The 23152-nt window shown below is 37.6% G+C and carries 20 protein-coding genes; 13 read left to right on the top strand and 7 right to left on the bottom strand.

All coding sequences use genetic code 11. The features are described 5' to 3' along the window. Positions 1 to 85 precede the first annotated feature (85 nt). Entirely contained in the window at positions 86 to 1555 is a 1470-nt protein-coding gene (locus AC6IWN_RS10980; RefSeq protein WP_497987460.1) for an amino acid permease, read from the top strand. Positions 1556 to 1739: 184 nt separating this feature from the next. Here AC6IWN_RS10980 and AC6IWN_RS10975 read toward each other — a convergent pair whose 3' ends face one another. Next, entirely contained in the window at positions 1740 to 2711 is a 972-nt protein-coding gene (locus tag AC6IWN_RS10975) for a CPBP family intramembrane glutamic endopeptidase (protein WP_497987459.1), read from the bottom strand. A 173-nt stretch (positions 2712 to 2884) separates the two neighbouring features. After that, positions 2885 to 7105, bottom strand: a complete 4221-nt coding sequence (locus AC6IWN_RS10970) for an acyl-CoA dehydratase activase-related protein (RefSeq protein ID WP_497987458.1) — start codon at positions 7103 to 7105, stop codon at positions 2885 to 2887. A 557-nt stretch (positions 7106 to 7662) separates the two neighbouring features. Between AC6IWN_RS10970 and AC6IWN_RS10965 the strand changes: the two genes are divergently transcribed. The 10 genes from AC6IWN_RS10965 (at position 7663) to AC6IWN_RS10920 (ending at position 17139) form a co-directional block, all read left to right on the top strand. Next, positions 7663 to 8598, top strand: coding sequence for a magnesium transporter CorA family protein (locus AC6IWN_RS10965; RefSeq protein WP_497987457.1), 936 nt, complete (start codon positions 7663 to 7665; stop codon positions 8596 to 8598). 140 nt (positions 8599 to 8738) lie between these two features. Continuing rightward, a complete protein-coding gene (locus AC6IWN_RS10960; RefSeq protein ID WP_497987456.1) occupies positions 8739 to 9608 on the top strand; it encodes a hypothetical protein in 870 nt (289 codons plus the stop codon). Positions 9609 to 9931: 323 nt separating this feature from the next. After that, complete coding sequence (locus AC6IWN_RS10955; protein ID WP_497987455.1) at positions 9932 to 11359, top strand: hypothetical protein; 1428 nt, start codon at positions 9932 to 9934, stop codon at positions 11357 to 11359. Between the two features lie 112 nt (positions 11360 to 11471). Next, positions 11472 to 11741 carry a hypothetical protein gene (locus tag AC6IWN_RS10950; protein ID WP_497987454.1) on the top strand — a complete coding sequence of 90 codons (270 nt, stop codon included), beginning with the start codon at positions 11472 to 11474 and terminating at the stop codon, positions 11739 to 11741. Between the two features lie 69 nt (positions 11742 to 11810). Continuing rightward, the gene (locus AC6IWN_RS10945; RefSeq protein ID WP_497987453.1) at positions 11811 to 12866 is read left to right on the top strand and encodes a DUF2953 domain-containing protein; all 1056 of its coding nucleotides are present in this window, start codon (positions 11811 to 11813) and stop codon (positions 12864 to 12866) included. Then, positions 12867 to 13274: a GerW family sporulation protein gene (locus tag AC6IWN_RS10940; protein ID WP_497987452.1), complete on the top strand. Its 408-nt coding sequence runs from the start codon at positions 12867 to 12869 to the stop codon at positions 13272 to 13274. It abuts the gene before it with no gap. 127 nt (positions 13275 to 13401) lie between these two features. Continuing rightward, positions 13402 to 13587: a 50S ribosomal protein L28 gene (rpmB, locus tag AC6IWN_RS10935; RefSeq protein WP_497987451.1), complete on the top strand. Its 186-nt coding sequence runs from the start codon at positions 13402 to 13404 to the stop codon at positions 13585 to 13587. A gap of 502 nt (positions 13588 to 14089) precedes the next feature. Beyond that, complete coding sequence (locus tag AC6IWN_RS10930) at positions 14090 to 14446, top strand: Asp23/Gls24 family envelope stress response protein (protein ID WP_497987450.1); 357 nt, start codon at positions 14090 to 14092, stop codon at positions 14444 to 14446. Positions 14447 to 14481: 35 nt separating this feature from the next. Beyond that, complete coding sequence (locus AC6IWN_RS10925; RefSeq protein ID WP_497987449.1) at positions 14482 to 16155, top strand: DAK2 domain-containing protein; 1674 nt, start codon at positions 14482 to 14484, stop codon at positions 16153 to 16155. A 252-nt stretch (positions 16156 to 16407) separates the two neighbouring features. After that, on the top strand, positions 16408 to 17139 hold the full coding sequence (locus AC6IWN_RS10920; RefSeq protein WP_497987448.1) for a DUF1653 domain-containing protein: 732 nt from the start codon (positions 16408 to 16410) through the stop codon (positions 17137 to 17139). A 75-nt stretch (positions 17140 to 17214) separates the two neighbouring features. On the opposite strand, the gene AC6IWN_RS10915 is transcribed toward AC6IWN_RS10920, so the two are convergent. The 5 genes from AC6IWN_RS10915 to AC6IWN_RS10895 all read right to left on the bottom strand — a co-directional run bounded on the left by AC6IWN_RS10915 (position 17215) and on the right by AC6IWN_RS10895 (position 19764). Further along, entirely contained in the window at positions 17215 to 17409 is a 195-nt protein-coding gene (locus AC6IWN_RS10915; protein WP_497987447.1) for a DUF4177 domain-containing protein, read from the bottom strand. Positions 17410 to 17472: 63 nt separating this feature from the next. Then, positions 17473 to 17841, bottom strand: coding sequence for a hypothetical protein (locus tag AC6IWN_RS10910; protein WP_497987446.1), 369 nt, complete (start codon positions 17839 to 17841; stop codon positions 17473 to 17475). Positions 17842 to 17890: 49 nt separating this feature from the next. Further along, entirely contained in the window at positions 17891 to 18676 is a 786-nt protein-coding gene (locus AC6IWN_RS10905; RefSeq protein ID WP_497987445.1) for a hypothetical protein, read from the bottom strand. Then, the gene (locus AC6IWN_RS10900; protein ID WP_497987444.1) at positions 18670 to 19368 is read right to left on the bottom strand and encodes an ABC transporter ATP-binding protein; all 699 of its coding nucleotides are present in this window, start codon (positions 19366 to 19368) and stop codon (positions 18670 to 18672) included. Before AC6IWN_RS10900 ends, AC6IWN_RS10905 begins: the two co-directional genes overlap by 7 nt. 27 nt (positions 19369 to 19395) lie before the next feature. Beyond that, positions 19396 to 19764: a GntR family transcriptional regulator gene (locus AC6IWN_RS10895; RefSeq protein ID WP_497987443.1), complete on the bottom strand. Its 369-nt coding sequence runs from the start codon at positions 19762 to 19764 to the stop codon at positions 19396 to 19398. A 196-nt stretch (positions 19765 to 19960) separates the two neighbouring features. Between AC6IWN_RS10895 and recG the strand changes: the two genes are divergently transcribed. Further along, a complete protein-coding gene (gene recG, locus AC6IWN_RS10890) occupies positions 19961 to 21997 on the top strand; it encodes an ATP-dependent DNA helicase RecG (protein ID WP_497987442.1) in 2037 nt (678 codons plus the stop codon). Between the two features lie 116 nt (positions 21998 to 22113). Next, positions 22114 to 23151, top strand: coding sequence for a glycosyltransferase family 2 protein (locus AC6IWN_RS10885; RefSeq protein ID WP_497987441.1), 1038 nt, complete (start codon positions 22114 to 22116; stop codon positions 23149 to 23151). Position 23152 lies beyond the last annotated feature (1 nt).

Raw genomic sequence — 23152 nt, 5'->3', positions numbered from 1 at the left:
ATTTATATTATGTTCATTAAGGATATAAAGAAACTTACAGACATGTTTCTCGGTGATTTATAGAAAATAGCTTGGAGGAGACAATATGGAAAAGCATGAAAAAGGCTTATCGGCATGGCATCTAACAATGATGGCATTGGGTTGTGTAATTGGAGGTTCCTTTTTCCTGGGTTCTTCCGTTGCGGTAAAAGCAGCAGGACCTGCTATCGTGATAGCATATATCTTGGGTGGTATTTTGGTTTATTTTATCCTATTTGCTTTATCGGAGATGACGGTAGCAAATCCAAATTCCGGATCATTTTACAGCTTTACAGCGCAGGTATTCGGTCCGGGAGCTGGCTTTGTGGTTGGTTGGGTATATTGGATTGGTATGATATTTGCCATGTCCAGTGAGGCGACAGCAGCATCTATTCTTATTAAAGAATGGTTTCCACGTATTTCAATTCCGTTTATGGGAACATTAATTATTGTTGCGGTAACACTGATTAATCTGTTGGGGGCAGATAAGCTTAGTAAATTAGAAAGTAGTCTGTCTTTAGTCAAAGTACTTGCGGTGGTAGCATTTATTTTACTTGCCTTTCTTCTTATAGTTGGGGCAATCGGTAACCATGGAGCGATAGGGAGAGGTGCATTAGCGACGGAGTCTCTTATGCCCGGTGGTGTTAAAAGTATAGCAGGAAGTATGTTGATTGTAATTTTTTCCTATGCAGGTTTTGAAATCATCGGTCTGGCTGCATCAGAAGCAAAGGATCCACATCGGACAATTCCAAGAGCAATTATGTATACGGTTATCAGTTTAGTTGCATTATATATTTTATCTGCGGCTGCCTTACTTCCGTTAATACCAACATCCCAGGTTACAACCGACGTGAGTCCGATGGTAGCAGCACTTAGCCGCTGGGGTATGAGCTGGGCAGGGCAGATTATCAACTTTGTATTAGTATCGGCAATTCTATCAACGATGTTAGCATCAATGTTTGGACTTGGTCGTATGATGAGGTCGATTGCGGATGACGGAAATGCACCGAAATGGATTAAAGATAAAAGAGATATTCCTTATCGAGGAATTATCTTCTCGGGCGTAGCCATGCTGGTAGGACTTGGGTTAGGATTATTATTCCCCAATGCATATATATTCCTTATCAGTTCCGGTGGATTTGCCACACTTCTAACGTATGCAGCTATCGTTGCGACTCATATACGTTTTCGAAAGAATAGTGGATGCCCGCCAAATGGTCATTGTCAGATGCCAGGTTATCCGTATACATCATGGATTGCATTAATCAGCATTATTGTAATCATTGCGAGCATGCCTTTTATCTCTGAACAGGCATCGGGTTTAATTGCAGGTGTAATCATAACAATATTATTTGGAGTGATATATTTTATCATGAAGATATTGGGTAAGACCCAGAAAAATGATAAGCCAAATAACCAAATGAGATTTCGTGAAAGCTATTCCAGTGAGTTTTCGGAGGAGTTAACGAAGCCAGATGGGAAAAAGAATATAGACTCATCAGAAGAGAATGGTTGCGGTTGCAATAAGAAAAAATAAGTAGTTATAACATTTGTCTGTTAGAAAGTGGGTACGCCTAGCCTGTTGGTTATAATGGTTGTGAAATTTGAAAATAAAATGAGCGATAAAGTATGTTCAGTTAATCTGAAAAAATCAACTAGACATACTGCTATCGCTCTTTTATGTATCGAAGAGTCTGTACTTTTTATCCTAAAATCAACAATTACGATTCTTTCGTAACGGATGATGCCGCTGTTACTATATCACGCTTCTTAACAATCTTATCCGAAGCGATGAAATCAAACGTACTGTTTCTGTAATAACGTAGAACAAAGAACAATCCAAGAAGAATAATGATGGTAACGAATAAGCCGCCCTCGGGTCCAAATGCACCACCGTTGAATAGATTTGCTCTAGGGAAATCCGTAGTTAGGATTCCTTTGGTTGTTTCGCCACTCACTTTAAATCCATAAATATTACCTTGGAAGTAATTCCAGGTTATATGATAACCGATACACATCCATAGATTACCAGATTTTAGATACATAAGAGCGAATAGGATCCCAACTAATGCGAGATTAAGATAAGCCAACGGGCTTACTCCGGTGTTCATACCATGCATTAATGCAAATATTACAGAGGATACAAGCACAGCAACACGGGCACTACCGGTTTGGCGAAGTGTTGACATTATATAACCACGGGTGAAAATCTCTTCTGCAAAACCAACGGAGATAAAGATTGGAATATAAATAAGCTGCTCTACAGAAAAACTAGGTGCCCATTTTGTGACATTTGCATTACCACTTAGGATGAGCAATACAAATACAAGGCTGATTGATATAATGCCAAAAAGCAATCCTACAATCATATCCTTGTAATTCTTCTTCAGTGAGGTTAAGCCCATGTTCGATAGGGTGCGCTTTATGAAGAATTTCCATATAATAATGGGAACAAGAATCATCATGATTTCTTGTAATCCCATTGTAATCATTTGTGCAGTACGATCTGCCCCAATTATATTCGTTAGCTTTTCCATATCAACTGATCCGTCTACCATGGATTTTGAAATAGCACGAATTGATTGGAAAATATATACGACAACTCCACTAATAATTATCACAAAGATAGTGATAAGCATCATAATTGCGATTTTCCATCCGGATCGCAACTGACCATTACGGTTTTTAAACATTTACAACATTCCCCCTTATATTCTTATATATTATTTTTAACACAATGTTACACGTAGAAACACGTACAGGGTAGATACAAATATCATCGTCGAAACGATGTCGACGGGTTTTTCTGTCGCATCATATTGTATCTACCCTGTATTAATAATTTAAGATGATAAGTTTCAATTAATTATTTGTTCATATTCTTTACCGCGGTGGAAAGCATTAATTTGATTCTGTTTAGCTGATTTACTTCGCTGGCACCTGGATCATAGTCTATTGCTACGATATTGGCCTCGGGATGCTGTCTACGTAATTCTTTGATTACGCCCTTTCCAACGATATGATTCGGTAAACATGCAAAAGGCTGAGTACAAACGATGTTGTTCACGCCACTATGAATCAATTCAAGCATTTCACCGGTTAAGAACCAGCCCTCACCAGTCTGGTTACCCGTGGATACTACCGGTTCTGCATATTCTGCAAGATCCTTTATTGGAACCGGAGGGGTGAAGCGTTTACTCTTAGCTAACGCTTTTTTAGCCGGATTACGAAGCTGTTCCAGCGCCCAGATGATAGTATTACTAATATGTGCACTTGATTTTTTCTTACCAAGGTATCTGGCTTTAAAATTACTGTTATAAGCACTATATAAGAAGAAGTCAATTAAGTCCGGGCATACCGCTTCAGCACCTTCTGCTTCAAGTAGTTCTACCAGATAGTTGTTCGCAGCAGGAAGGAATTTTACTAAGATTTCTCCTACAATACCAACTCTTGGCTTCTTTAAATCTTCATGAAGAGGGAGATTATCGAAATCCTCTACAATTCCACGAAGGTTACGCTTGTATTCGCCCCATTTACCTGTTTTTAAACTCTCGATACACTTTGTACGCCATTTAGCATGAAGCTCATTTGCGGAACCGGCTACTTTTTCATAAGGTCTAGTGTGGTAAAGAACTCTCATAAACACATCGCCGTAAACCAGCGCCTGCATTGCTCTCATAAGAAGTTTCGGTGTGATTTTGAGACCAGGGTTTTTCTCAAGGCCTGAGGCACTGAGGGAAACTACCGGAATCTGAGGCATGCCTGCTTTTTCTAACGCTCTTCGGATGAATCCGATATAGTTAGTAGCACGACAACCACCACCGGTCTGAGTAATCATAACGGCAACCTTATTTAAGTCGTATTTTCCGGATAGCAAAGCATCCATAATCTGACCAACAACCATAAGGGAAGGGAAGCAGGCATCGTTATTAACAAATTGTAAACCGACATCCACTGCATGACGATTATCATTCGGAAGAACAACTACGTTATAGCCACCACTTCTTAAAGCCGGTTGTAATAAATCAAAATGAATCGGAGACATCTGAGGTGCAAGTATTGTATAGGTTTCCTTCATCTCTTCAGTAAAAATTACTCTATGATGAGATGAAGATGCCTGCTGTGATTCAATATGCTTTGATTCGCGTTCTCGTACTGCAGATAACAGGGAACGGATACGAATTCTTGCAGCACCTAAGTTATTTACTTCGTCTATCTTTAATACAGTATATATCTTACCTGATTTTGTTAGTATATCATTAACCTGATCGGTTGTAACCGCATCCAGACCACAACCAAAAGAGTTTAATTGTATTAACTCTAGATTTGGCTGAGTTCGTACATATGAAGCAGCGGCATATAATCTGGAGTGATACATCCATTGATCAATAACGATAGTCGGGCGATCAATCTGACCAAGGTGTGAGATGGAATCTTCTGTGAGAACAGCAACACCGTAGGAATTAATTAATTCGGGAATACCATGGTGAATCTCGGGATCAATATGATAAGGACGACCGGCAAGTACGATGCCTTTGCGGCCGGAGGCATGTAGATATGCCATGGTTTCCTCACCTTTTTTTCTCATATCCTGTCTTGCAGTGTTCAATTCTTTCCATGCGCTGGTAAATGCCTCTTTTAATTCAGAGGTGTTGATGCCGGATTTACCTAGGAATAATTCATGTAAACGATTGTATAGAATATCGCTGCTTTCAAATGACATAAAGGGATTCTCAAACTGAATCTTTGAATCTCTAAGCTCTTCTACATTATTTTTAATATTTTCTGGATAAGAGGTAACAATCGGGCAGTTGTAGTGGTTGTTTGAACCATCGACTTCTTTTCGCTCGTAAGGAATGCTTGGATAGAAGATATAGTTTATTCCTTTATCAATCAACCATTTGATATGTCCGTGCGCAAGCTTTGCCGGATAGCATTCTGACTCACTTGGAATTGACTCGATACCCAGCTCATAGATGGAATGGTTAGAGGTAGGAGATAGTACCACACGATATCCCAACTTTGTGAAAAAGGTATGCCAGAACGGGTAGTTCTCATACAGGTTAAGTACACGGGGGATACCAACTACTCCTCTCGTTGCTTCCTCAGCAGTAAGGCTTGTGTAATCAAAATAGCGTTGTAATTTATATTCGAATAGGTTTGGAATATTATCCACATTCTTTTCCTTACCTAAACCACGCTCACAACGATTACCGGTGATGAATTGTCTGTTTCCAGTAAACTTGTTGACTGTTAATAAGCAGCTGTTCGTACAACGCTTGCATCTTGCTAACGTAGTTTCGAATTTTAACTCATTAATCTGATCGATTGTCAGCATGGAGCTGTCTTCTCCGTCAAAATGTTCTCTGGCGATCAAAGCAGCACCGAAAGCACCCATGATTCCGGCTATATCGGGTCTAACCGCAGTGCAACCGGAGATGATTTCAAAGCTTCGCAGTACGGCATCGTTATAAAAGGTACCGCCTTGAACAACCATCTTTTTACCGAGATCTTTCGGATTTGTGATCTTAATAACTTTATATAATGCATTCTTAATAACCGAATAAGCAAGACCGGAGGAAATATCGGCAACAGTTGCGCCTTCCTTTTGTGCCTGCTTCACCTTGGAGTTCATGAATACGGTACAACGGGTACCAAGGTCAATTGGATTTTTTGCATAAAGAGCAACCTTGGCAAATTCTTGCACTTCATAATTCAGAGATTTGGCAAAAGTTTCGATAAAGGAGCCACAACCTGAGGAGCAGGCTTCATTTAAGAGGACATTATCTACGGATTGATTTTTTATTTTGATACATTTCATATCCTGTCCGCCGATATCAAGAATACAGTCAACATCTGGCTCAAAGAATGCAGCAGCATGATAGTGAGCTACTGTTTCAACTTCACCTTCATCAAGCATCAGGGCAGCCTTGATTAATGCTTCGCCGTAACCAGTGGAGCAGGATCGTACAATTTTGACACCATCCGGAAGGAGGTCATAGATCTCCTTAATGGATCGGATTGCTGTTTTTAACGGACTACCGTTATTACTGCTGTAAAAGGAATAGAGAAGGGAACCATCTTCCCCTACTAATGCAACTTTCGTGGTAGTTGAACCGGCATCAATTCCAAGGAAACAGTTGCCTTTATATTCGGATAGATTTCCCTTTTTCACACTATGTAAGGAATGTCTCTTTTTAAATTCTTCATATTCTTCTTCGTTATTAAAAAGAGGGGTCATTCGGTGTACTTCAAAATCCATCTCAATGCCCTTTGAAAGTAATTCGTGTAGCTCGGACAATGTTTTTGAAATCTCTGGATTTGCATTCATTGCAGAGCCGATCGCGGCAAACAGATGAGAATGTTCGGGTGAAATAATCTCATCATCCGTCAAATTCAATGTACGGATGAAGGCTTGCTTTAATTCTGTTAAGAAATGAAGCGGGCCGCCTAAAAATGCTACATTTCCGCGAATTGGTTTACCGCACGCGAGACCACTGATTGTCTGATTAACAACCGCTTGGAATATGGATGCGGATAAATCAGGTTTTGTTGCACCTTCATTGATTAATGGTTGAATATCTGTTTTAGCGAATACACCACAGCGGGCAGCAATCGGATAAATCGCTTGATAACTTTTTGCATATTCATTTAATCCGGCTGCGTCTGTCTTGAGTAAGCTTGCCATCTGATCAATAAAGGACCCGGTGCCGCCAGCACAAATACCGTTCATACGCTGATCGATTCCGTTTGTGAAATAGATGATCTTTGCATCTTCGCCACCCAACTCAATTGCTACGTCGGTATGTGGAGCATAGTCCTGTAACGATGTGGATACCGCTACAACTTCTTGCACGAAAGGAATATCTAGATGCTTTGATATAGTTAATCCGCCGGAGCCGGTGATGACAGGATATACTGTAATCTCGCCGAGCGAATCAGAAGCTTTTTTTATTAAACTTGCCAATGTTTCCTGGATATTAGCGAAGTGGCGTTCATAATCGGAAAAAAGGAGTTCTCCATTTTCGTTTATTATGACAATCTTGACCGTGGTTGAACCGATGTCAATTCCTAATTTATTTAACATTATGACCTCCCAAACTTAAATTGGCATCATATACCCATAATGAAAAGTGCATCTCTACACTTAACTCATTAGTAATCTTTATGTATACATACTTATATATTATACGATACATGCTAGGGAAGTTCAAGATTTTTAATCCATGTGTCTTGAAGATTTGTAAAAATATACATTATATTGGGTTGGAATTAGAAATTAACCATATATGTATTGTGGTAATATAATATAGTAAGAAGTGACAGAAACTAAGTGTTTAAGCTGATTTGGGTACTGTAAATATTTTACCAGCTGTTTTGTTTGACAAAGGATATAGAAAAACATATAATTAGTTAGAATTATTGGTGATTAAATTGCCTAATGTAACAAAGAAAATAAATTCAAGATAAAAGGATGTGGTAAGGATGGAAGCCGGCCCCGATAGTCGTAAGAAAGAGAGTAAAAAAGAAAATTTAACAGATACTGCTATCAGCAGTGGTTTTACTATGCTTACCGGTGAAGAATTCACCCTTTGATTGTAATGCATATATTTCCACTGCTGTGCGCAGGGGAAAGGAGCTATTATGATCGACATTTTTAAAACAGCAGACGGATCATTAAAGAGAATGACAGAAATTACAGAGGGTAGCTGGATTGCGATGACGAATCCTTCTGCTACAGAATTATTGGAAGTAGCTGAAGCAACCGGAATTGAGATTGATCATCTCAGAGCCCCGCTCGATGAAGAAGAGCGTGCGAGAATCGAAGTGGAGGATAATTACACTTTAATCATTGTAGATATCCCAGCGTTGGAGAAAAGAAATAATAAGGATCGTTATGTTACGATTCCTCTTGGAATTATTGTTGCGAAGGATTGGATTATTACGGTTTGTTTGGAGGAAACTCCGGTATTAAAATGCTTTATCGACGGTCGTGTAAGAGATTTTTATACCTTTAAGAAAACCCGTTTTATTCTTCAAATGCTGTACCGTAATGCATCGACCTATCTTCAGAACCTGAGATCGATTGATCGAAAGAGTGACGAGATTGAAAGAAAGCTACACATTGCAACCCAAAACAGTGAGCTGATTGAACTTTTGGAGTTAGAAAAGAGTCTTGTATATTACACTACCTCTTTACGTTCAAATGAAGTGGTATTTGAGAAGATGTTAAAGCTTGAAAGCATAAAACATTATCCAGAGGATGAAGATCTTTTGGAGGATTTGATTATTGAGAATAAACAGGCGATTGAGATGGCTAATATATATAGTGGGATTTTAAGTGGTACGATGGATGCCTTTGCATCAATTATATCCAATAACCAGAATATCGTAATGAAGTTCTTGGCAGCAGTTACGATTGTACTATCAATTCCTACGATGTTTGCAAGCTTCTATGGTATGAACTTTGATATTATACCAGGAATGCATAATCGATTAGGATTTTATATTGTAGTTTGCTCTGCTCTTTTGGTGGCAGCTATTATAATATTGATATTTCGAAAAAAGAAGGTGTTTTAATAATACTTTGACGGATACAAAGTACTTATTGTATCAGTTGTGTTAATTTCACCTATAAATGAACCCTGAGGTTAGCGCATGTAATATTTCTAATTTCATTTGGGAAATTGAGGCGTGAAGTAGCAATATGGAGGTTTGGAATGAATTTACTTGATAGATTAGAAAGAAAATTAGGACGTTATGCAATTAGAGGTATCATGAGATATGTAGTGGTTCTGTATGCAGTGGGATTGTTTCTTGAAATGCTTGCACCGGGTGTATATGACAATTTCCTTGCATTGGATTTTAGTAAGGTAGCAGATGGTCAAGTATGGAGATTGATTACATTCATTATACCGATTTCCTATATGAAAAGTATTTTTTGGACTGCAATTACTGTGTATATTTATTATATGTTCGGAGAATCCTTGGAGAATGCTTGGGGTCCATTCCGTTTGAATCTTTATCTCCTTGTAGGTGTTTTGTTTAATATACTGGGTTACTGGATATTTTACATGCTTGGATTTGTGGGCGGATGGCCTTCCTGTGTGGATGTGATTTGTCAAACCTTGTTTTTTGCGTTTGCGGCTATATATCCAAACTCCCCGATTTACTTATACTTTTTAATCCCGCTGAAAGCAAAGTATGTGGCCTGGTTCTTTGGATTGTTTTATATTTTTAATATCTTGATGTATATACGTGTTCATAATTATTTAATGATTATCCCGATGGTGGCATCAATTGCAAACTTTTTGCTTTTCTTCTTTGCAACGAGAAATTATCACAGAATCTCTCCGGGTGAGATAAAGCGCAAGGCAACTTATCGAAGACAGGTGAACAAGGCAAAAAGTGAAGGAAATGTAGTACAGTTTCAGGGACGTAACGTCGTAACCAGACATAAATGTGCAGTTTGTGGAAGAACGGAGTTAGACGGAGATAATTTGGAATTCCGCTTTTGCTCAAAATGTGACGGAAACTATGAATATTGTATGGATCATTTGTTTACTCATGAACATGTTCATAAAGATTAATGTGGATTACAAAAAAGTATAAACACATACGAAGTATGTGCCTGCGAATTCTCGGCATAAACTTACACAAAGGGGTGCGAAAGCATAATTCAAAAGCGCCACTAACACGAGGATAGACAAATATTATTACTTTGAATATAATTACAAATAGTTATAAATTACAGGGGGTCGCTTCAAGATATATTTGAAACAGCCCCTTATTCTCAATTAACCATAAAAGATGTCAAATTACTGGTTTATTTAGGAATTAACTGCTATAATATAGAGTAATTCAGATGATATACAAAGATTAGAAATGATATAGGAACAGGATGGTAAGTATTATGGACAAAAGAATCAAACAGATTAGTCAGGATGTTCAAAAGGGGAAATCCCTAGAGGAGAATATCCCGCAATTATTTAACTACATGGCAAATCAATATCATGAGTCAGCGCAGGTACGTCTTGCGATGCATTATTTTACACTCTATGAAGCATATTATGATGATGAAAATACCTGGAGTAAAGATGCGTTAGATTATATCGACCAAGTGAATGGTATTATATGTGATAACATTGTAGGAAATTGTGCAGGCAGTGAACGAGAGAAAGCAATTATAGCGCTTGATACAATTCGTAATAATATAATGAAGCATATGGAAGCGTTAACCACCTATGCGGATACCTTTCAAATCTATGAATACATTCTAAATCGAATCGAATATCGGTTTAAGGAGGAAGTGGAGTTTGTTGATGAGGATGAGCTAGCAAGAGAAATCCTAAACTTCATATTTGACACCGAAGATAACTTTATCATCAATGAAAAGATTAAAGAAATGATTGGGCAATTGCCGGTACGAATTACAAAACAAAAGTATTTTGATATATTAAGAGATAGCATAAAACCTTATCTTGGAGGGGATACATCATCTCTGGAGTCTTATTTATATATGCTACGTACCTCTGCCATGTTATTTAAAGTTGAAAATATGGACAGCAAATACCCGGAACTATGGGAGAAGAAAGAGCAGTTGTCACATTTAGATTACCAAAATCTTACTCGTGAGATGTTTGTCAGCGCGAAGAATACACTTCAGCTTGCAACTTTAATCCTAGAGACAGAAACTAGTGTATATTATGCACTTCAAGAGATTGTGAATGACGTTTATGCATCACTACTATGCTTCCCATATGCAGGAATGGTACAAGCTGCGGATGATGTTCCGGATAGTGCAGGAAAAGCCGCGTTAAAAATCATCAGCGATATTAATACTGTCTTTGTTACCAAGGAGAAGAAGGATATCTTTGATAGTATTTTGGATGAATTTAGTGATTTGGAAGGAGTACAGGAGCAATTACTATTTGAAACAGATAAATTAGAAGGTGCATTTTATGAAGTGACTCAGAACCATGTTAGCTTGGTCAAAAGCTTGATGCTTGAAACTCCCATGAATGTATTAAAACGTTCTCAGAACCTTCTCTCAAATAGCTTGTTCGTGGATTTGGAAGAAAAAAATGAGGTAGTGACCATTGATGAAACCATGATGGCTGGAGAAGCCCGTAAGCTGGAACAGGAGTTAACGGAACTGTTTAAAGGGCAGGATCGAATGATTACCCGTGCAATTATGGCGAATACGATCAATAAAGTTCCGGTATTCTTTCGTGATCATAAAGAAGTAATGGATTATGTTCGATATAGTTTGGAACGATGCACAGATATTTATGAAAAAGTTGCATGCATGGAAATAATTCGTGAAATAATGTCCGAATAGGTCTGTATTAAACATGGTAATTTGTGGTATACTATACTTGACGGAAATTGTATGATAAAGGTAAGGGTATCGAATGATTTCATGGACTTCACGCCTGTATGTAGGCGATAAAATGAAAAAGAAAAAAGATAAAGTAATTACCTCAATTAATAACAGTGAGGTCACCTTTGACGTATACTGTATTACTTTCGCTTCCCAACAGGACAATCTGTTTGATATTTTGGATGCAAACGAACTATTGTTTCCATTTTATAAAAAATCCGAGGTTCGTATTGTAGGTCTTGCAAGGGGAAGGAAGGAAGCACTTTCATTAGTTGAGAAGATGCTTGTGGAGGTGTATCACAAGACCGGAGAGTTTAATGTAAGAACTTATTTTACATAAGATTGAGTTCCGGTAATTTTGCATTATCATATGATTGTATCGATTATTAAGACAGGCGAGGGTTGATGAATGCTTTCTATAATCCTACTGATATTGAAAATAATCGGTATTGCACTATTGGTTATCATTGGGTTGTTTTTATTAATCCTGTTAACCGTATTGATTGTACCGATTCGATATCGTGTTCAAGCAGAACATGGAGATGAAAAATTATATATCGCGGCAAGAGTGAGCTGGTTATTGCATATTATACGAGTGAACGCTTCTTTTGTGGAAGGTGAGCTTCACCTGCGTATGAAAGTGTTGTGGATTACCCTGTATGATAATCTGAATCCGAAAGTGAAAAAGAGCAGGAGGAGTAAATCTCGCAAAAAATCACGGAACAGAAAGGCAAAGCCTGTTTCTAAAAAGGTATCAGTAACGAAAGGTCAGAGTGTTGATATCGCTCACCATAATAAGCCTAAAGAAATAACCGCTCCAAACATAGAGGATTACAAAATTTCAACATCGGAGCCTACATTACCGGAATCTTTATTAGAGGAGCCTATGTTACCGTATGTGAATCAGACCACCGGCCGGAATCAGTCCGAAGAACAAGAGCAAGCCAATAAAAAATCAATCTTAAATAAGATTAGTAGTTTCTTTCTTCGTATCAAAAATAAAATAATTGTAATAAAACAACGTATTGTTGCATTTTTTAAAGGAATCAAAGCAAAAATAATAAAGTGGTTTCAAAAAATAAAAGATATTACTCATAAAGTGAATTTGATTTTGGATTTTTTGAAAAATGAGCTGAATAAAGAAGGATTTCGAGTTACTTTTACCACTCTAAAAAAGTTACTAAAACATATCTTGCCGACGAAGCTGAAATCCAAAATCGTGTTTGGTACGGGTGATCCATGCAGTACAGGTCAGGCATTGGGTGCTGTAGGGTTTTTGTACAGCCTATACGGGGATAAGATACAGATTATTCCGGATTTTGAAAATAAGGTATTGGAAGGGAAGCATGATGCCAGAGGAAGAATAAGATTAATTACAGTACTTATATTAGTGGTTAAACTTATATTGGATAAAAGGTTCAAGCAGTTAAAGAATAATTTCCAAATATTAAAGGAGGCTTTATAAATGGCAGATAATAATTTTAATTCAACCGTAGAATCATTATTCCGTGGAATGGACAGTTTTATTACGTCAAAAACAGTGGTTGGCGATGCAGTTAAAGTAGATGATAGTACCATCATTCTTCCGCTGGTAGAGGTTAGCTTCGGTGTAGGCGCCGGTGCTTTTGCAGGAGAGAAGAAGAATAACGCTGGTGGTGGTATGGGCGGTAAGATATCTCCTAGTTCTGTATTAGTGATTCAAAATGGAAGCTCGAAGCTGGTTAATATTAAAGAACAGGATAGTGTTACTAAGATCCTTGACATGGTTCCGGATTTAATAAATAAGTTTACCGGAAAGATGAATAAGAAGAAAGATGATATCGACGATAAGGTAGAAGAGGTCATAAAAAACCAATCAGATTCCAATATATAGTGTTTTTTAACTATTTGAGTTGACAAATAAGCAAAATTCTTCTTGCAATATATTTTATATTCTGATAGAATATTAATGTTTGTAGGGCCATTTGGTTCTATATTATGTATCTAAGGAGGTGCTTTTGATGGCTAAATGTTCAATATGTGATAAAGGTGCTCACTTTGGAATCGCTGTGAGTCATTCTCATAGAAGATCTAATAAGATGTGGAAATCCAACGTAAAATCTGTGAAAGTTAAGGTTAACGGTGCAGCAAGAAAAATGTATGTTTGTACTTCCTGTCTTAGATCCGGTAAAGTAGAACGCGCATAAGGAAAAACGATGGGTGTCAGGGGATCTTGACACCCGCTTTTTTTTTCCGGGAAAGAACATTTGGGATGAATCGCACCCGGAGCTTTGTTCTTATAAAACTACTCTATTGGACAAGAGTAAGATTTGATTGTTATATGACAACGTTTGAATGAGTGTATTAACAGCAGAAAAGATTATAACCAAGAAGTAGGCACAGAATTATAATACATATTGCTAAGATGCCGTTTGTGATAAACAGCATAATAGTCATACCGATGGCAATCCAAAATAGGATGAACCCAAGCATTCTCTTCATAATTGTCACTTCCAATCAATGATATTAGTAATATATATTATGCAAGAGGTTCTATGCTTAACACGAATTATGTATTATAATTGAATTATAAAGAATGAATTAATAAGTTTACTGTATGGGTGCTTACGAAAACAAACCAATTGTTTTTCTTCGGTACATTTATGGGTATACTATAATAAGACATAGGTATTAGATAGGAGGGTTAATATGAAAGGACATATGAACACAAAGATTGGTGAGATATTGATTGATAACGATGTATTGGCAAAGTATGCCGGAGCTTCCGCGATCGAATGCTTTGGTGTTATAGGAATGGCGTCCATCAATATGAAGGATGGCATCGTAAAATTATTAAAACGTGATAGTTTAAGTCACGGTGTTAATGTATTAATTGATGAAAATAAATTAACGATTGACCTGCATATTATCGTATCCTATGGTGTAAGCATTTCAGCAGTTGCTGATAACTTAATTAGCAATGTGAAATACAATGTTGAAGAATTCTCAGGCCTTGAAGTGAAAAAGATCAATATTTTTGTTGAAGGCGTCAGAGTAATTGACTGATTTTGAGATGAACAACGTTTAAGGAGGAAAAACCGGTGGTAATGAAAACGATAGATGCAAAAACTCTGAAGAAGATGTTTCTTGCAGGAGCTGCATCCTTAGAAGCAAAGAAAGAGATTATTAATGAATTAAATGTCTTCCCTGTACCGGACGGAGACACAGGTACTAACATGACCTTAACGATCATGTCAGCGGTAAAGGAAGTTAATAATCTTGAAAATCCTACTTTAGAGGAACTTGCAAAAGCGATATCAGGTGGATCTCTTCGCGGAGCAAGAGGTAACTCGGGTGTTATTCTGTCCCAGTTATTCCGTGGTTTCTCTAAGGAAATAAAAGAGTACGATGAAATAAATGTTACAATTATGGCAAATGCATTACAAAAGGCAACAGAAACTGCTTATCGTGCAGTTATGAAACCGAAAGAAGGAACTATTCTTACAGTAGCAAGGGGCGGTGCGGAGAAAGCATCGGAACTTGTATCTGAGACAGAAGATTTAGTATATTTTTGCCGAGAAGTAATCGATCATATGGAAGATGTACTAAAGAGTACACCGGATATGTTGCCGGTTTTAAAGGAAGCTGGAGTAGTTGACTCAGGTGGTCAGGGATTGTTAGAAATCGTAAAAGGTGCATTTGATGCATTAATCGGCAAAGAAGTGTCTTTATCAAATCTTATGTCCGGTGGCACAGCAACAGCTGGTGCGAGTAGAGATCGAATATCAACAGACGATATCAAATTCGGGTATTGTACTGAATTTATTATTAATGTAGAAAAAGAATATAATGAAAAGACAGAAGAAACGTTTAAAGCGTATCTCGAGTCAATCGGCGATTCTATTGTAGTTGTTTCGGATGATGATGTCGTTAAAGTACATGTACATACGAACGATCCTGGTCTTGCAATTCAAAGGGCGTTAACGTATGGATCGTTATCCAGAATGAAAATTGACAACATGAGAGAAGAGCATAACGAAAGATTAGCTTTGGAAGCTGCAAAATCTACTAAAACTGAGAAGATGGAAGAAAAGGTCACTCCTGAAAAACCTCGTAAGAAGGCTGGCTTTATTGCGGTATCTATGGGTGAAGGCTTGGATGAGATTTTTACCGGACTAGGTGTGGATTATATCATCAAAGGTGGTCAGACCATGAATCCAAGTACGGAGGATATGTTAAATGCGATTAGTGAAGTTCATGCAGATAACATATTCATATTACCGAACAATGGTAATATCATCCTTACAGCGGAGCAAGCGAAGCATCTTACAGAAGATAAAAATATCTATGTAATTCCTTCAAAAACAATTCCACAGGGTATTACAGCGGTTATAAACTTTGTTTATGATAAATCTCCGGAAGATAATGCTGCCAGAATGACAGAAGAGATGTTAAGAGTTAAATCAGGACAGGTTACTTATGCAGTACGTGACACCAGCCTTGACGGGAAAGAGATAAAGCAAGGGAATATCATGGGTATTGGCGATAAGACTATTCTTGCTGTAGGGGAAGCAGTAAATTCGACTACAGTTGAATTGATTAATTGTTTAGCAAATGAAGATTCCGAACTGATTAGCCTGTATTATGGTGAAGAAGTGAAAGAAGAGGATGCAGCATCACTTGCAGAAGTAATCATGGATAAATATCCGAATTTGGATGTTGAGGTTCACTATGGTGGACAGCCAATTTATTACTATGTATTATCAGTGGAATAATTAAATAACGGTATAGCACGATAAAGGGTACTTCTAGATAGTGGTTCGATTAAAAGCGAGCCACTATTTTATCTTTTAGAAATCCCTTTATAGAACGATTAATGTGGATAAGTGACGGTTACTGTTCTTAATTCTTACATAATCGTGGATAAAACAGGCAGAATAAAACAGATTTGTTGATAAAAGGTTGGAATACTTCACAATCTATTAATGTAAAGGTTTATATATTTTCAAAGGGAAAGGATGAGAAGCATGGAATTAACACGCATGCCAAAGCCGGGCGAAATATATCAGCATTTTAAGGACAAGCTTTATCAGATTATCACAGTGGCAATTGACAGTGAGTCAGGTGAGCGGATGGTTGTATATCAGGCGCTTTATGGAGATTTTAAAACATATGTAAGGCCTCTGGAGATGTTTGTGAGCGAAGTGGATCGCAGTAAGTATCCTGAGGTGAAACAAAAATACCGCTTTGAGCTGAGAATACTTGAAGAGGAAAGTATTGGAACAGAAACTCAGACAGAAATTGTAGTTGATTATGAACATCACAGACAGGACGAGAGACATCCTGCCCAACAGAATTCTTTGACGGAAGATACAAGAAATTACACTGTATTATCCATGAATCAATCAGTGTTGACTGGTGAGGAACAAGAAGGGAAAATCGTACAGACGATTGAAGAAAACTTTACTTCGCAGAATAGGGAGGTAATTCAAACTAACACTGTGAGTAATGCAGAACAATTTTCTGGTACAAATGAGTCTGTAAATCTGTTATTAATGAAGTTTCTGGATGCTCCATCTTATAGTAAAAAACTTGATGTATTATCCTCGAACATAAAACATCTGAACGACCGATTAATTAATGATATGGCGGTATCTCTTGACTGCACAGTAGAGGATGGTCCATTAGATAAGCGAATACATGAACTACTTTATTGTTTGCAGGCGATGAGCCGTTTTGAAGACAGAAGATTAAGATAAGATTCAATCATAAAGGGCGCCACACATTTTGTGTAGCGCCCTTTATGATTGAATAAGTATATCAATTCAAAATATTTATACGTTGTTTTCAAGAATAAAGGTAGCTTCATTGCCATCAACCGAAGAAAATATGACTCCTCCACTTCCTTTAACATTTGATATGATGTTGAATATTCTCCAACCTTCTTTTGCATAACCATTTAAAGTGTCTTCTAATTCTTCGGAGCTATTTAAATCAAATCGCCAAGTGAATACTTTATATTTGCACATGAACTTTTCCTCTTTGTATTTTGTGATTATATTATTATGTTTGAAATTGTAAATGAATTCCGTCTACCACTTAAAAGTGTAACTACCGCGGTGTTTCTTTGCCATGACCTTAATGGTATAGGTACCTGGATCGGATAGCGTAACTTTTGAAGAAGTTGTGGCAAGGGCATGCCCCTCATATTGGTTATCGTTTTTGCCCTTGTAGATGAGAACATCGAGGGTACCTTTTTTGGTTACAATATTCATTGATATATCAAGTGGTTTCCCTTCTTTTACGGTAACTTTTTTTACTTTGGAACCGCTTAAATCATAGTAGGAAGCGTGAAACTCATGATTCGAATTGCTTTCGATCGCTCCGATTTGAATGGAGGTTGAGCAACCGGTAAATAAAAGAATAAGAACTAATAAAAATGGTAACAGAACTTTTTTCATATTGCGTCCTTTCTTATAAAAAAGCACTACTTATTCGCCTGATCAATTACTATTCTAAGTTGAGTTTTCTTCTAAAAATTAAATCAGTAACAAAATAGTATACTACATTGAGTACTAATAACATAACGATTGTACCCGGTAAGAGCAAACGTGGTATGGATGTGATGGATTCAAATGAATCTTTAAATACAATTCCAACAATTGCTGTTATTACCCCGGTTACGATTTGCAAACCAATATTGATACATATATAGCTTACAATGGAACCTAATAATTTATGACCATTAAATAATTGACCTAAAGCGATGGAGACATAAACTAGTAGGACATTATTAATCAATCCGAATAATATAATTACAAGTAATTCTATAATTAACAGAACGCCATCGCCGTCTAATTGGTTGAAGAATTCTCTGAAAAATGTATGGAATCCGGTAACTATTTCATCAGGTGATACTTTAAAAGTAGCCACAATGAATATAGCCAATGTCAAAGCAAGAAAACAAACTATTGTCCATACCGATCCGACAATTAATTTCGAAATGATTAATTGACTAGGTTTCGTTGGTAAGGTGAACATGAGATATCCTTCATCCTTTACTAGGTTTTTATAAAAACGATAAACAATAATTACACAGGTTACTACAAATACGCCGATAACACTCAGAACAAACCCAAAGGTTATAATTCCGGGGATGAATGCTAATGCACCATGGAATATATCAAGGCTTAATACAATTCGATCCATTAAAGTAAATACAGCTAAGATTAAAAATACAGGCAGCAGCAATCTTGAGGTTGCCTTAAATTCATGCTTAAATAATTTTCCTAACATTTGAATACCTCCCTAAATAATGAATCTACGGATTTGCCTTCTTTAGAACGAATATCGTCCACGGTTGATTGAAGTGTGATGTTACCGTTTTTGATAAATACCACCTCATCAAGAATCTGTTCAATATCTGAGATCAGGTGAGTGGAGATTAGTACGGTAGCATTCTCGTTATAGTTGGAGATGATGGTGTTAAGGATATAATCTCTTGCAGCCGGATCTACGCCTCCGATGGGTTCATCCAGACAATAGAGATCAGCATTACGACTCATGACTAGTATTAATTGCACTTTTTCTTTTGTACCTTTGGATAATGTCTTCAATCTACGATTAGGATCTAGTTGAAGCCTGGTTAACATATCATAAGCTTTCTTCTTATCAAAATCATTATAAAAATCCTCAAAAAATTCGATGGTATCGGATACCTTCATCCATTCCGGTAAATATGTTCTCTCTGGTAAGTATGATACAATTTTCTTGCTCTCTGGTCCAGGTTTTGATCCGTTGACAAGGATTTCTCCCTCGTTTGGAACTAAAAGTCCGTTTATTAATTTGATTAATGTGGATTTCCCACTTCCATTTGGTCCTAATAATCCAATGATACGACCTCGTTCTAATGTGAGATCAATGGATTTTAAAGCTTTCAGACCGCCAAACTGTTTGGTTAATGCTTTACATTCTAATATAGCACTCATTCTACTTTCTCCCATCTGCTTAAACGCTTATTTTTCTTTTTTGATAACTTCTGTTACAATAGTTAATGTTTCATCCGGTTCGTAACCCAGTTGTTTCATCTTTGTGACGAATTCTTCTACCAGATCTCTTGCAGATAACCCCTTAAGTTGTTTAATCATAGTGTCATCGGAGGTGATAAATCTGCCGCTGGTTCTGTTGGTATAAATCAGTCCGGTTCTCTCGAGTTCTGACAATGCTTTTTGCATTGTGTTTGGATTTACCATGGCTTCTGCTGCTAAATCCCTAACCGAGGGGAGCTTATCACCTGGTTTAAAATTTCCTGATATGATGCCTGCCTGAATTTGTTCGATTAATTGAACGTATACAGGTCGTTCAGTATTAAGTTCCCATTTCATAATTTGGAGCTCCTTTCTATATTGCTGGTGTATTACTGTATTAAGAAGTTAATACAATAATACAATGGAAATTTTGGAAAGTCAATAGGCAATTTTAAAATATTTTCTTTTTTTATGAAATGGTATCGTTTATAATAAAATCAATGTGAAATTATAAGCTGTAATATATAAATTAATTGACAATGGAGGTGAGAGCTTGGAAGCATTGGATAAGATAACTGTGATAAAAGGGATAGGCGAGAAAACGGAAAAGCTCTTTTATAAACTAGGTATAGAGACAGTGCAGGATTTGGTGGAACATTACCCAAGAGGATATGAGGAGTTTGAACGTCCGATTGCAATCTCCTCGATCAATGAAGGTATGACAGTAGCAATAGAAGCATCATTAAAAGCTTCTCCCAAGATAAAGAAAATAAAAAATCTTCAGATTTTGAATGCACAGGTGAAGGACTCCTCCGGAGTAGTGAATCTGACCTGGTTTAATATGCCGTTTTTGCAGAAAACATTACGTTCTGGTTTTCATTACATATTCCGAGGGAAAGCAATCCGAAAGAACGGAGTTGTGGTGATAGAACAGCCCTCCATATACCAAAGAGAGGATTATTACCGCCTTCTTAAGATTTTACAACCGATTTATCCGCTTACGGAAGGATTGACAAATACCTTGATTTCAAAATCTATGAAACTGGCATTGAGCGAACTAACCTTCGCAAAGGACTACATCCCGAAGCCTCTTGTGAAGGAGCTTGTGCTGATGGAACGCACCAAGGCATTGAAGGAAGTGCATTTTCCAAAAGATAGAGATGGGATGATGAAGGCCAGACAAAGACTTGTTTTTGATGAGTTCTTTCTATATACATTGGCTTTGCGAAAGTTGAAGGAAAAAAAGATTATCCAGTTATCGGATAAGCGTATGCGAGAGGGGAACGATTGTGATGAGCTGATTGGTTCTCTTCCTTATCCATTAACGAATGCGCAGCTGCGTGTATGGGAGGAAGTAAAGAAGGATCTGAATGGTGAATATGTGATGAACCGCTTAATACAGGGTGATGTTGGATGCGGTAAAACGATATTAGCGATTCTGGCACTCCTTATGGCGGTGAAGAATGGTTACCAGGCATGCTTTATGGTCCCTACAGAAGTATTGGCAAAACAGCATGATAAATCCTTACAGGACATGCTCTCTTCCTTCGGAATTCGTGTCTGTTTGCTGGTTGGTTCACAAACTGCGAAGGAAAAACGCATCGCTTATGAGAAAATCAAAACACATGAAGTGGATATTATTGTAGGAACTCATGCACTCATTCAGGAGAAGGTGGAATATGATAATCTTGGATTGGTAATCACGGATGAGCAGCACCGTTTTGGTGTGAAGCAAAGAGAGACACTTATGAATAAGGGCGGGAATCCACATGTGCTGGTTATGAGTGCGACACCGATTCCAAGAACACTGGCGATTATTTTATACGGAGACTTGGATATCTCCGTAGTGGACGAGCTTCCGGCACAGCGCTTACCGATTAAGAACTGTGTGGTGGATACGAATTATCGTCCAACTGCATATCGTTTTATTAATAATCAGGTTTCGGAAGGAAGACAGGTCTATGTAATCTGTCCAATGGTGGAAGAGAGTGAAGAAATTGAGGCGGAGAATGTTATTGAATATACTGAAACATTGAGATCAGCGCTCGCTCCTAGTGTTGAGGTAGAGTATCTACACGGTAAAATGAAGCCAAAGAATAAAAATGAAGTGATGGATAGATTCTCAAATGGAGACATTCAGGTACTCGTATCAACAACGGTAATAGAAGTTGGAGTGAATGTTCCGAATGCCACGGTGATGATGGTGGAGAATGCGGAGCGCTTTGGGCTAGCTCAGCTACATCAGCTAAGAGGGCGTGTCGGACGAGGAAGCCATCAATCCTACTGTATCTTTATCTGTGGCAGCAGTAACCGTGATGCCCGGGACCGACTGGAGATATTAAATAAATCAAATGACGGTTTTTTTATTGCGAGCGAGGATCTAAAGCTCAGAGGACCTGGAGATATTTTTGGAATTAGACAGAGTGGAGAAATGGATTTCAAATTAGGAGATATTTTCACCGATGCAAGCATATTAAAGGCTGCGTCAGATGCGGTGAAAAATCTTTCGGATAAAGAAGTAGACAAGATATTTCAGGAAAACCCATCACTCGAGGATAAGATATTAAACCGTAATAATAATACATTATAGCTTTGTGTCCAAACTGTGTAAATTTATGAAAATATTACAAAAACATGGTAAAACCAAAGGAAATCATGTATAATAGGAACAGCTGTTTAGCTAAAAGTTGATAAAGAAGGTAATGTATGGGAACCAAAATTTATAGCACAGATATGGATAGAACGCACGATTCAAAATTATCGTTGGTTATTCCCGTATATCAGGAGGGAAGCCATATTCGAAGTTCCATCACTACAATCAGTGAGATCCTTAATAAAAATAATATCATACATGAATTCGTACTCGTTGATGATGGATCAAGGGATAATTCATGGGAAGAGATGAAGAAGTTAACTTCGGAGCTGGGAAATGTTTCAGCACTTAGATTGAGCAGGAATTTCGGCAAGGAGTCCGCGCTCTGTGCCGGACTTGAATACGCGGACGGTGACATGGTATTAGTAATGGATGCCGATTTGCAGCATCCCCCGGAGATTATACCGGAGATGGTAAAAGCCTGGAGAGAAGAGGGCTTTGATGTTGTGGAAGGTATTAAGAACTCTAGAGGAAATGAGAATAAATTTTATAAAACATGTGCAAAATTCTTCTACTATATTATATATCGAACTTCTGATATTAATCTTGGAAAAGCATCTGATTTTAAATTAATGGATCGTAAGGTAGTTGAAGCCTGGAAGGAAATGCCGGAACGTGCTTTGTTTTTTCGTGGGATGACTGCCTGGGTGGGATTTGACAGGAAGCAGATTGATTTTGATGTGGCAGAACGTGTGAATGGTAAAACGAAGTGGTCATTGGTTCGTTTGATTCGGTTGGCTGTGGATGCAATTACATCCTATACCTCAGTGCCTCTTCATTGTATTACGATACTTGGTATTGTAATGTTTTTTGGTGCAATTATTCTTGGTTTACAGACTCTTTATATGAAATTTGCTGGGAATGCTACTAGTGGTTTTACTACAGTAATCCTGTTGCTGTTAATAATTGGAAGTTCGATTATGATAAGTTTGGGTATGATTGGAATCTATTTGACTAAAATTTATAAGGAAGTGAAGGGAAGACCAAGATATCTGGTTTCCAAATGTGTTAAAGGAGATGACAAGCATAAGATAAATCTGGACAACCTCATACATGGTGGTGAGTATGATAAGGAAGGCAAGGTGGACTAAT

The sequence above is a fragment of the Variimorphobacter sp. HTMS_6 genome (assembly GCF_059717775.1).
This window is presented reverse-complemented; position numbering and strand designations above follow the sequence as displayed.

Coding starts and splice junctions, on each gene's coding strand:
- AC6IWN_RS10980 (WP_497987460.1), top strand. CDS start 86: ATGGAAAAGCATGAAAAAGGCTTATCGGCATGGCATCTAACAATGATG.
- AC6IWN_RS10975 (WP_497987459.1), bottom strand. CDS start 2,711: ATGTTTAAAAACCGTAATGGTCAGTTGCGATCCGGATGGAAAATCGCA.
- AC6IWN_RS10970 (WP_497987458.1), bottom strand. CDS start 7,105: ATGTTAAATAAATTAGGAATTGACATCGGTTCAACCACGGTCAAGATT.
- AC6IWN_RS10965 (WP_497987457.1), top strand. CDS start 7,663: ATGATCGACATTTTTAAAACAGCAGACGGATCATTAAAGAGAATGACA.
- AC6IWN_RS10960 (WP_497987456.1), top strand. CDS start 8,739: ATGAATTTACTTGATAGATTAGAAAGAAAATTAGGACGTTATGCAATT.
- AC6IWN_RS10955 (WP_497987455.1), top strand. CDS start 9,932: ATGGACAAAAGAATCAAACAGATTAGTCAGGATGTTCAAAAGGGGAAA.
- AC6IWN_RS10950 (WP_497987454.1), top strand. CDS start 11,472: ATGAAAAAGAAAAAAGATAAAGTAATTACCTCAATTAATAACAGTGAG.
- AC6IWN_RS10945 (WP_497987453.1), top strand. CDS start 11,811: ATGCTTTCTATAATCCTACTGATATTGAAAATAATCGGTATTGCACTA.
- AC6IWN_RS10940 (WP_497987452.1), top strand. CDS start 12,867: ATGGCAGATAATAATTTTAATTCAACCGTAGAATCATTATTCCGTGGA.
- rpmB (WP_497987451.1), top strand. CDS start 13,402: ATGGCTAAATGTTCAATATGTGATAAAGGTGCTCACTTTGGAATCGCT.
- AC6IWN_RS10930 (WP_497987450.1), top strand. CDS start 14,090: ATGAAAGGACATATGAACACAAAGATTGGTGAGATATTGATTGATAAC.
- AC6IWN_RS10920 (WP_497987448.1), top strand. CDS start 16,408: ATGGAATTAACACGCATGCCAAAGCCGGGCGAAATATATCAGCATTTT.
- AC6IWN_RS10915 (WP_497987447.1), bottom strand. CDS start 17,409: ATGTGCAAATATAAAGTATTCACTTGGCGATTTGATTTAAATAGCTCC.
- AC6IWN_RS10910 (WP_497987446.1), bottom strand. CDS start 17,841: ATGAAAAAAGTTCTGTTACCATTTTTATTAGTTCTTATTCTTTTATTT.
- AC6IWN_RS10905 (WP_497987445.1), bottom strand. CDS start 18,676: ATGTTAGGAAAATTATTTAAGCATGAATTTAAGGCAACCTCAAGATTG.
- AC6IWN_RS10900 (WP_497987444.1), bottom strand. CDS start 19,368: ATGAGTGCTATATTAGAATGTAAAGCATTAACCAAACAGTTTGGCGGT.
- AC6IWN_RS10895 (WP_497987443.1), bottom strand. CDS start 19,764: ATGAAATGGGAACTTAATACTGAACGACCTGTATACGTTCAATTAATC.
- AC6IWN_RS10885 (WP_497987441.1), top strand. CDS start 22,114: ATGGGAACCAAAATTTATAGCACAGATATGGATAGAACGCACGATTCA.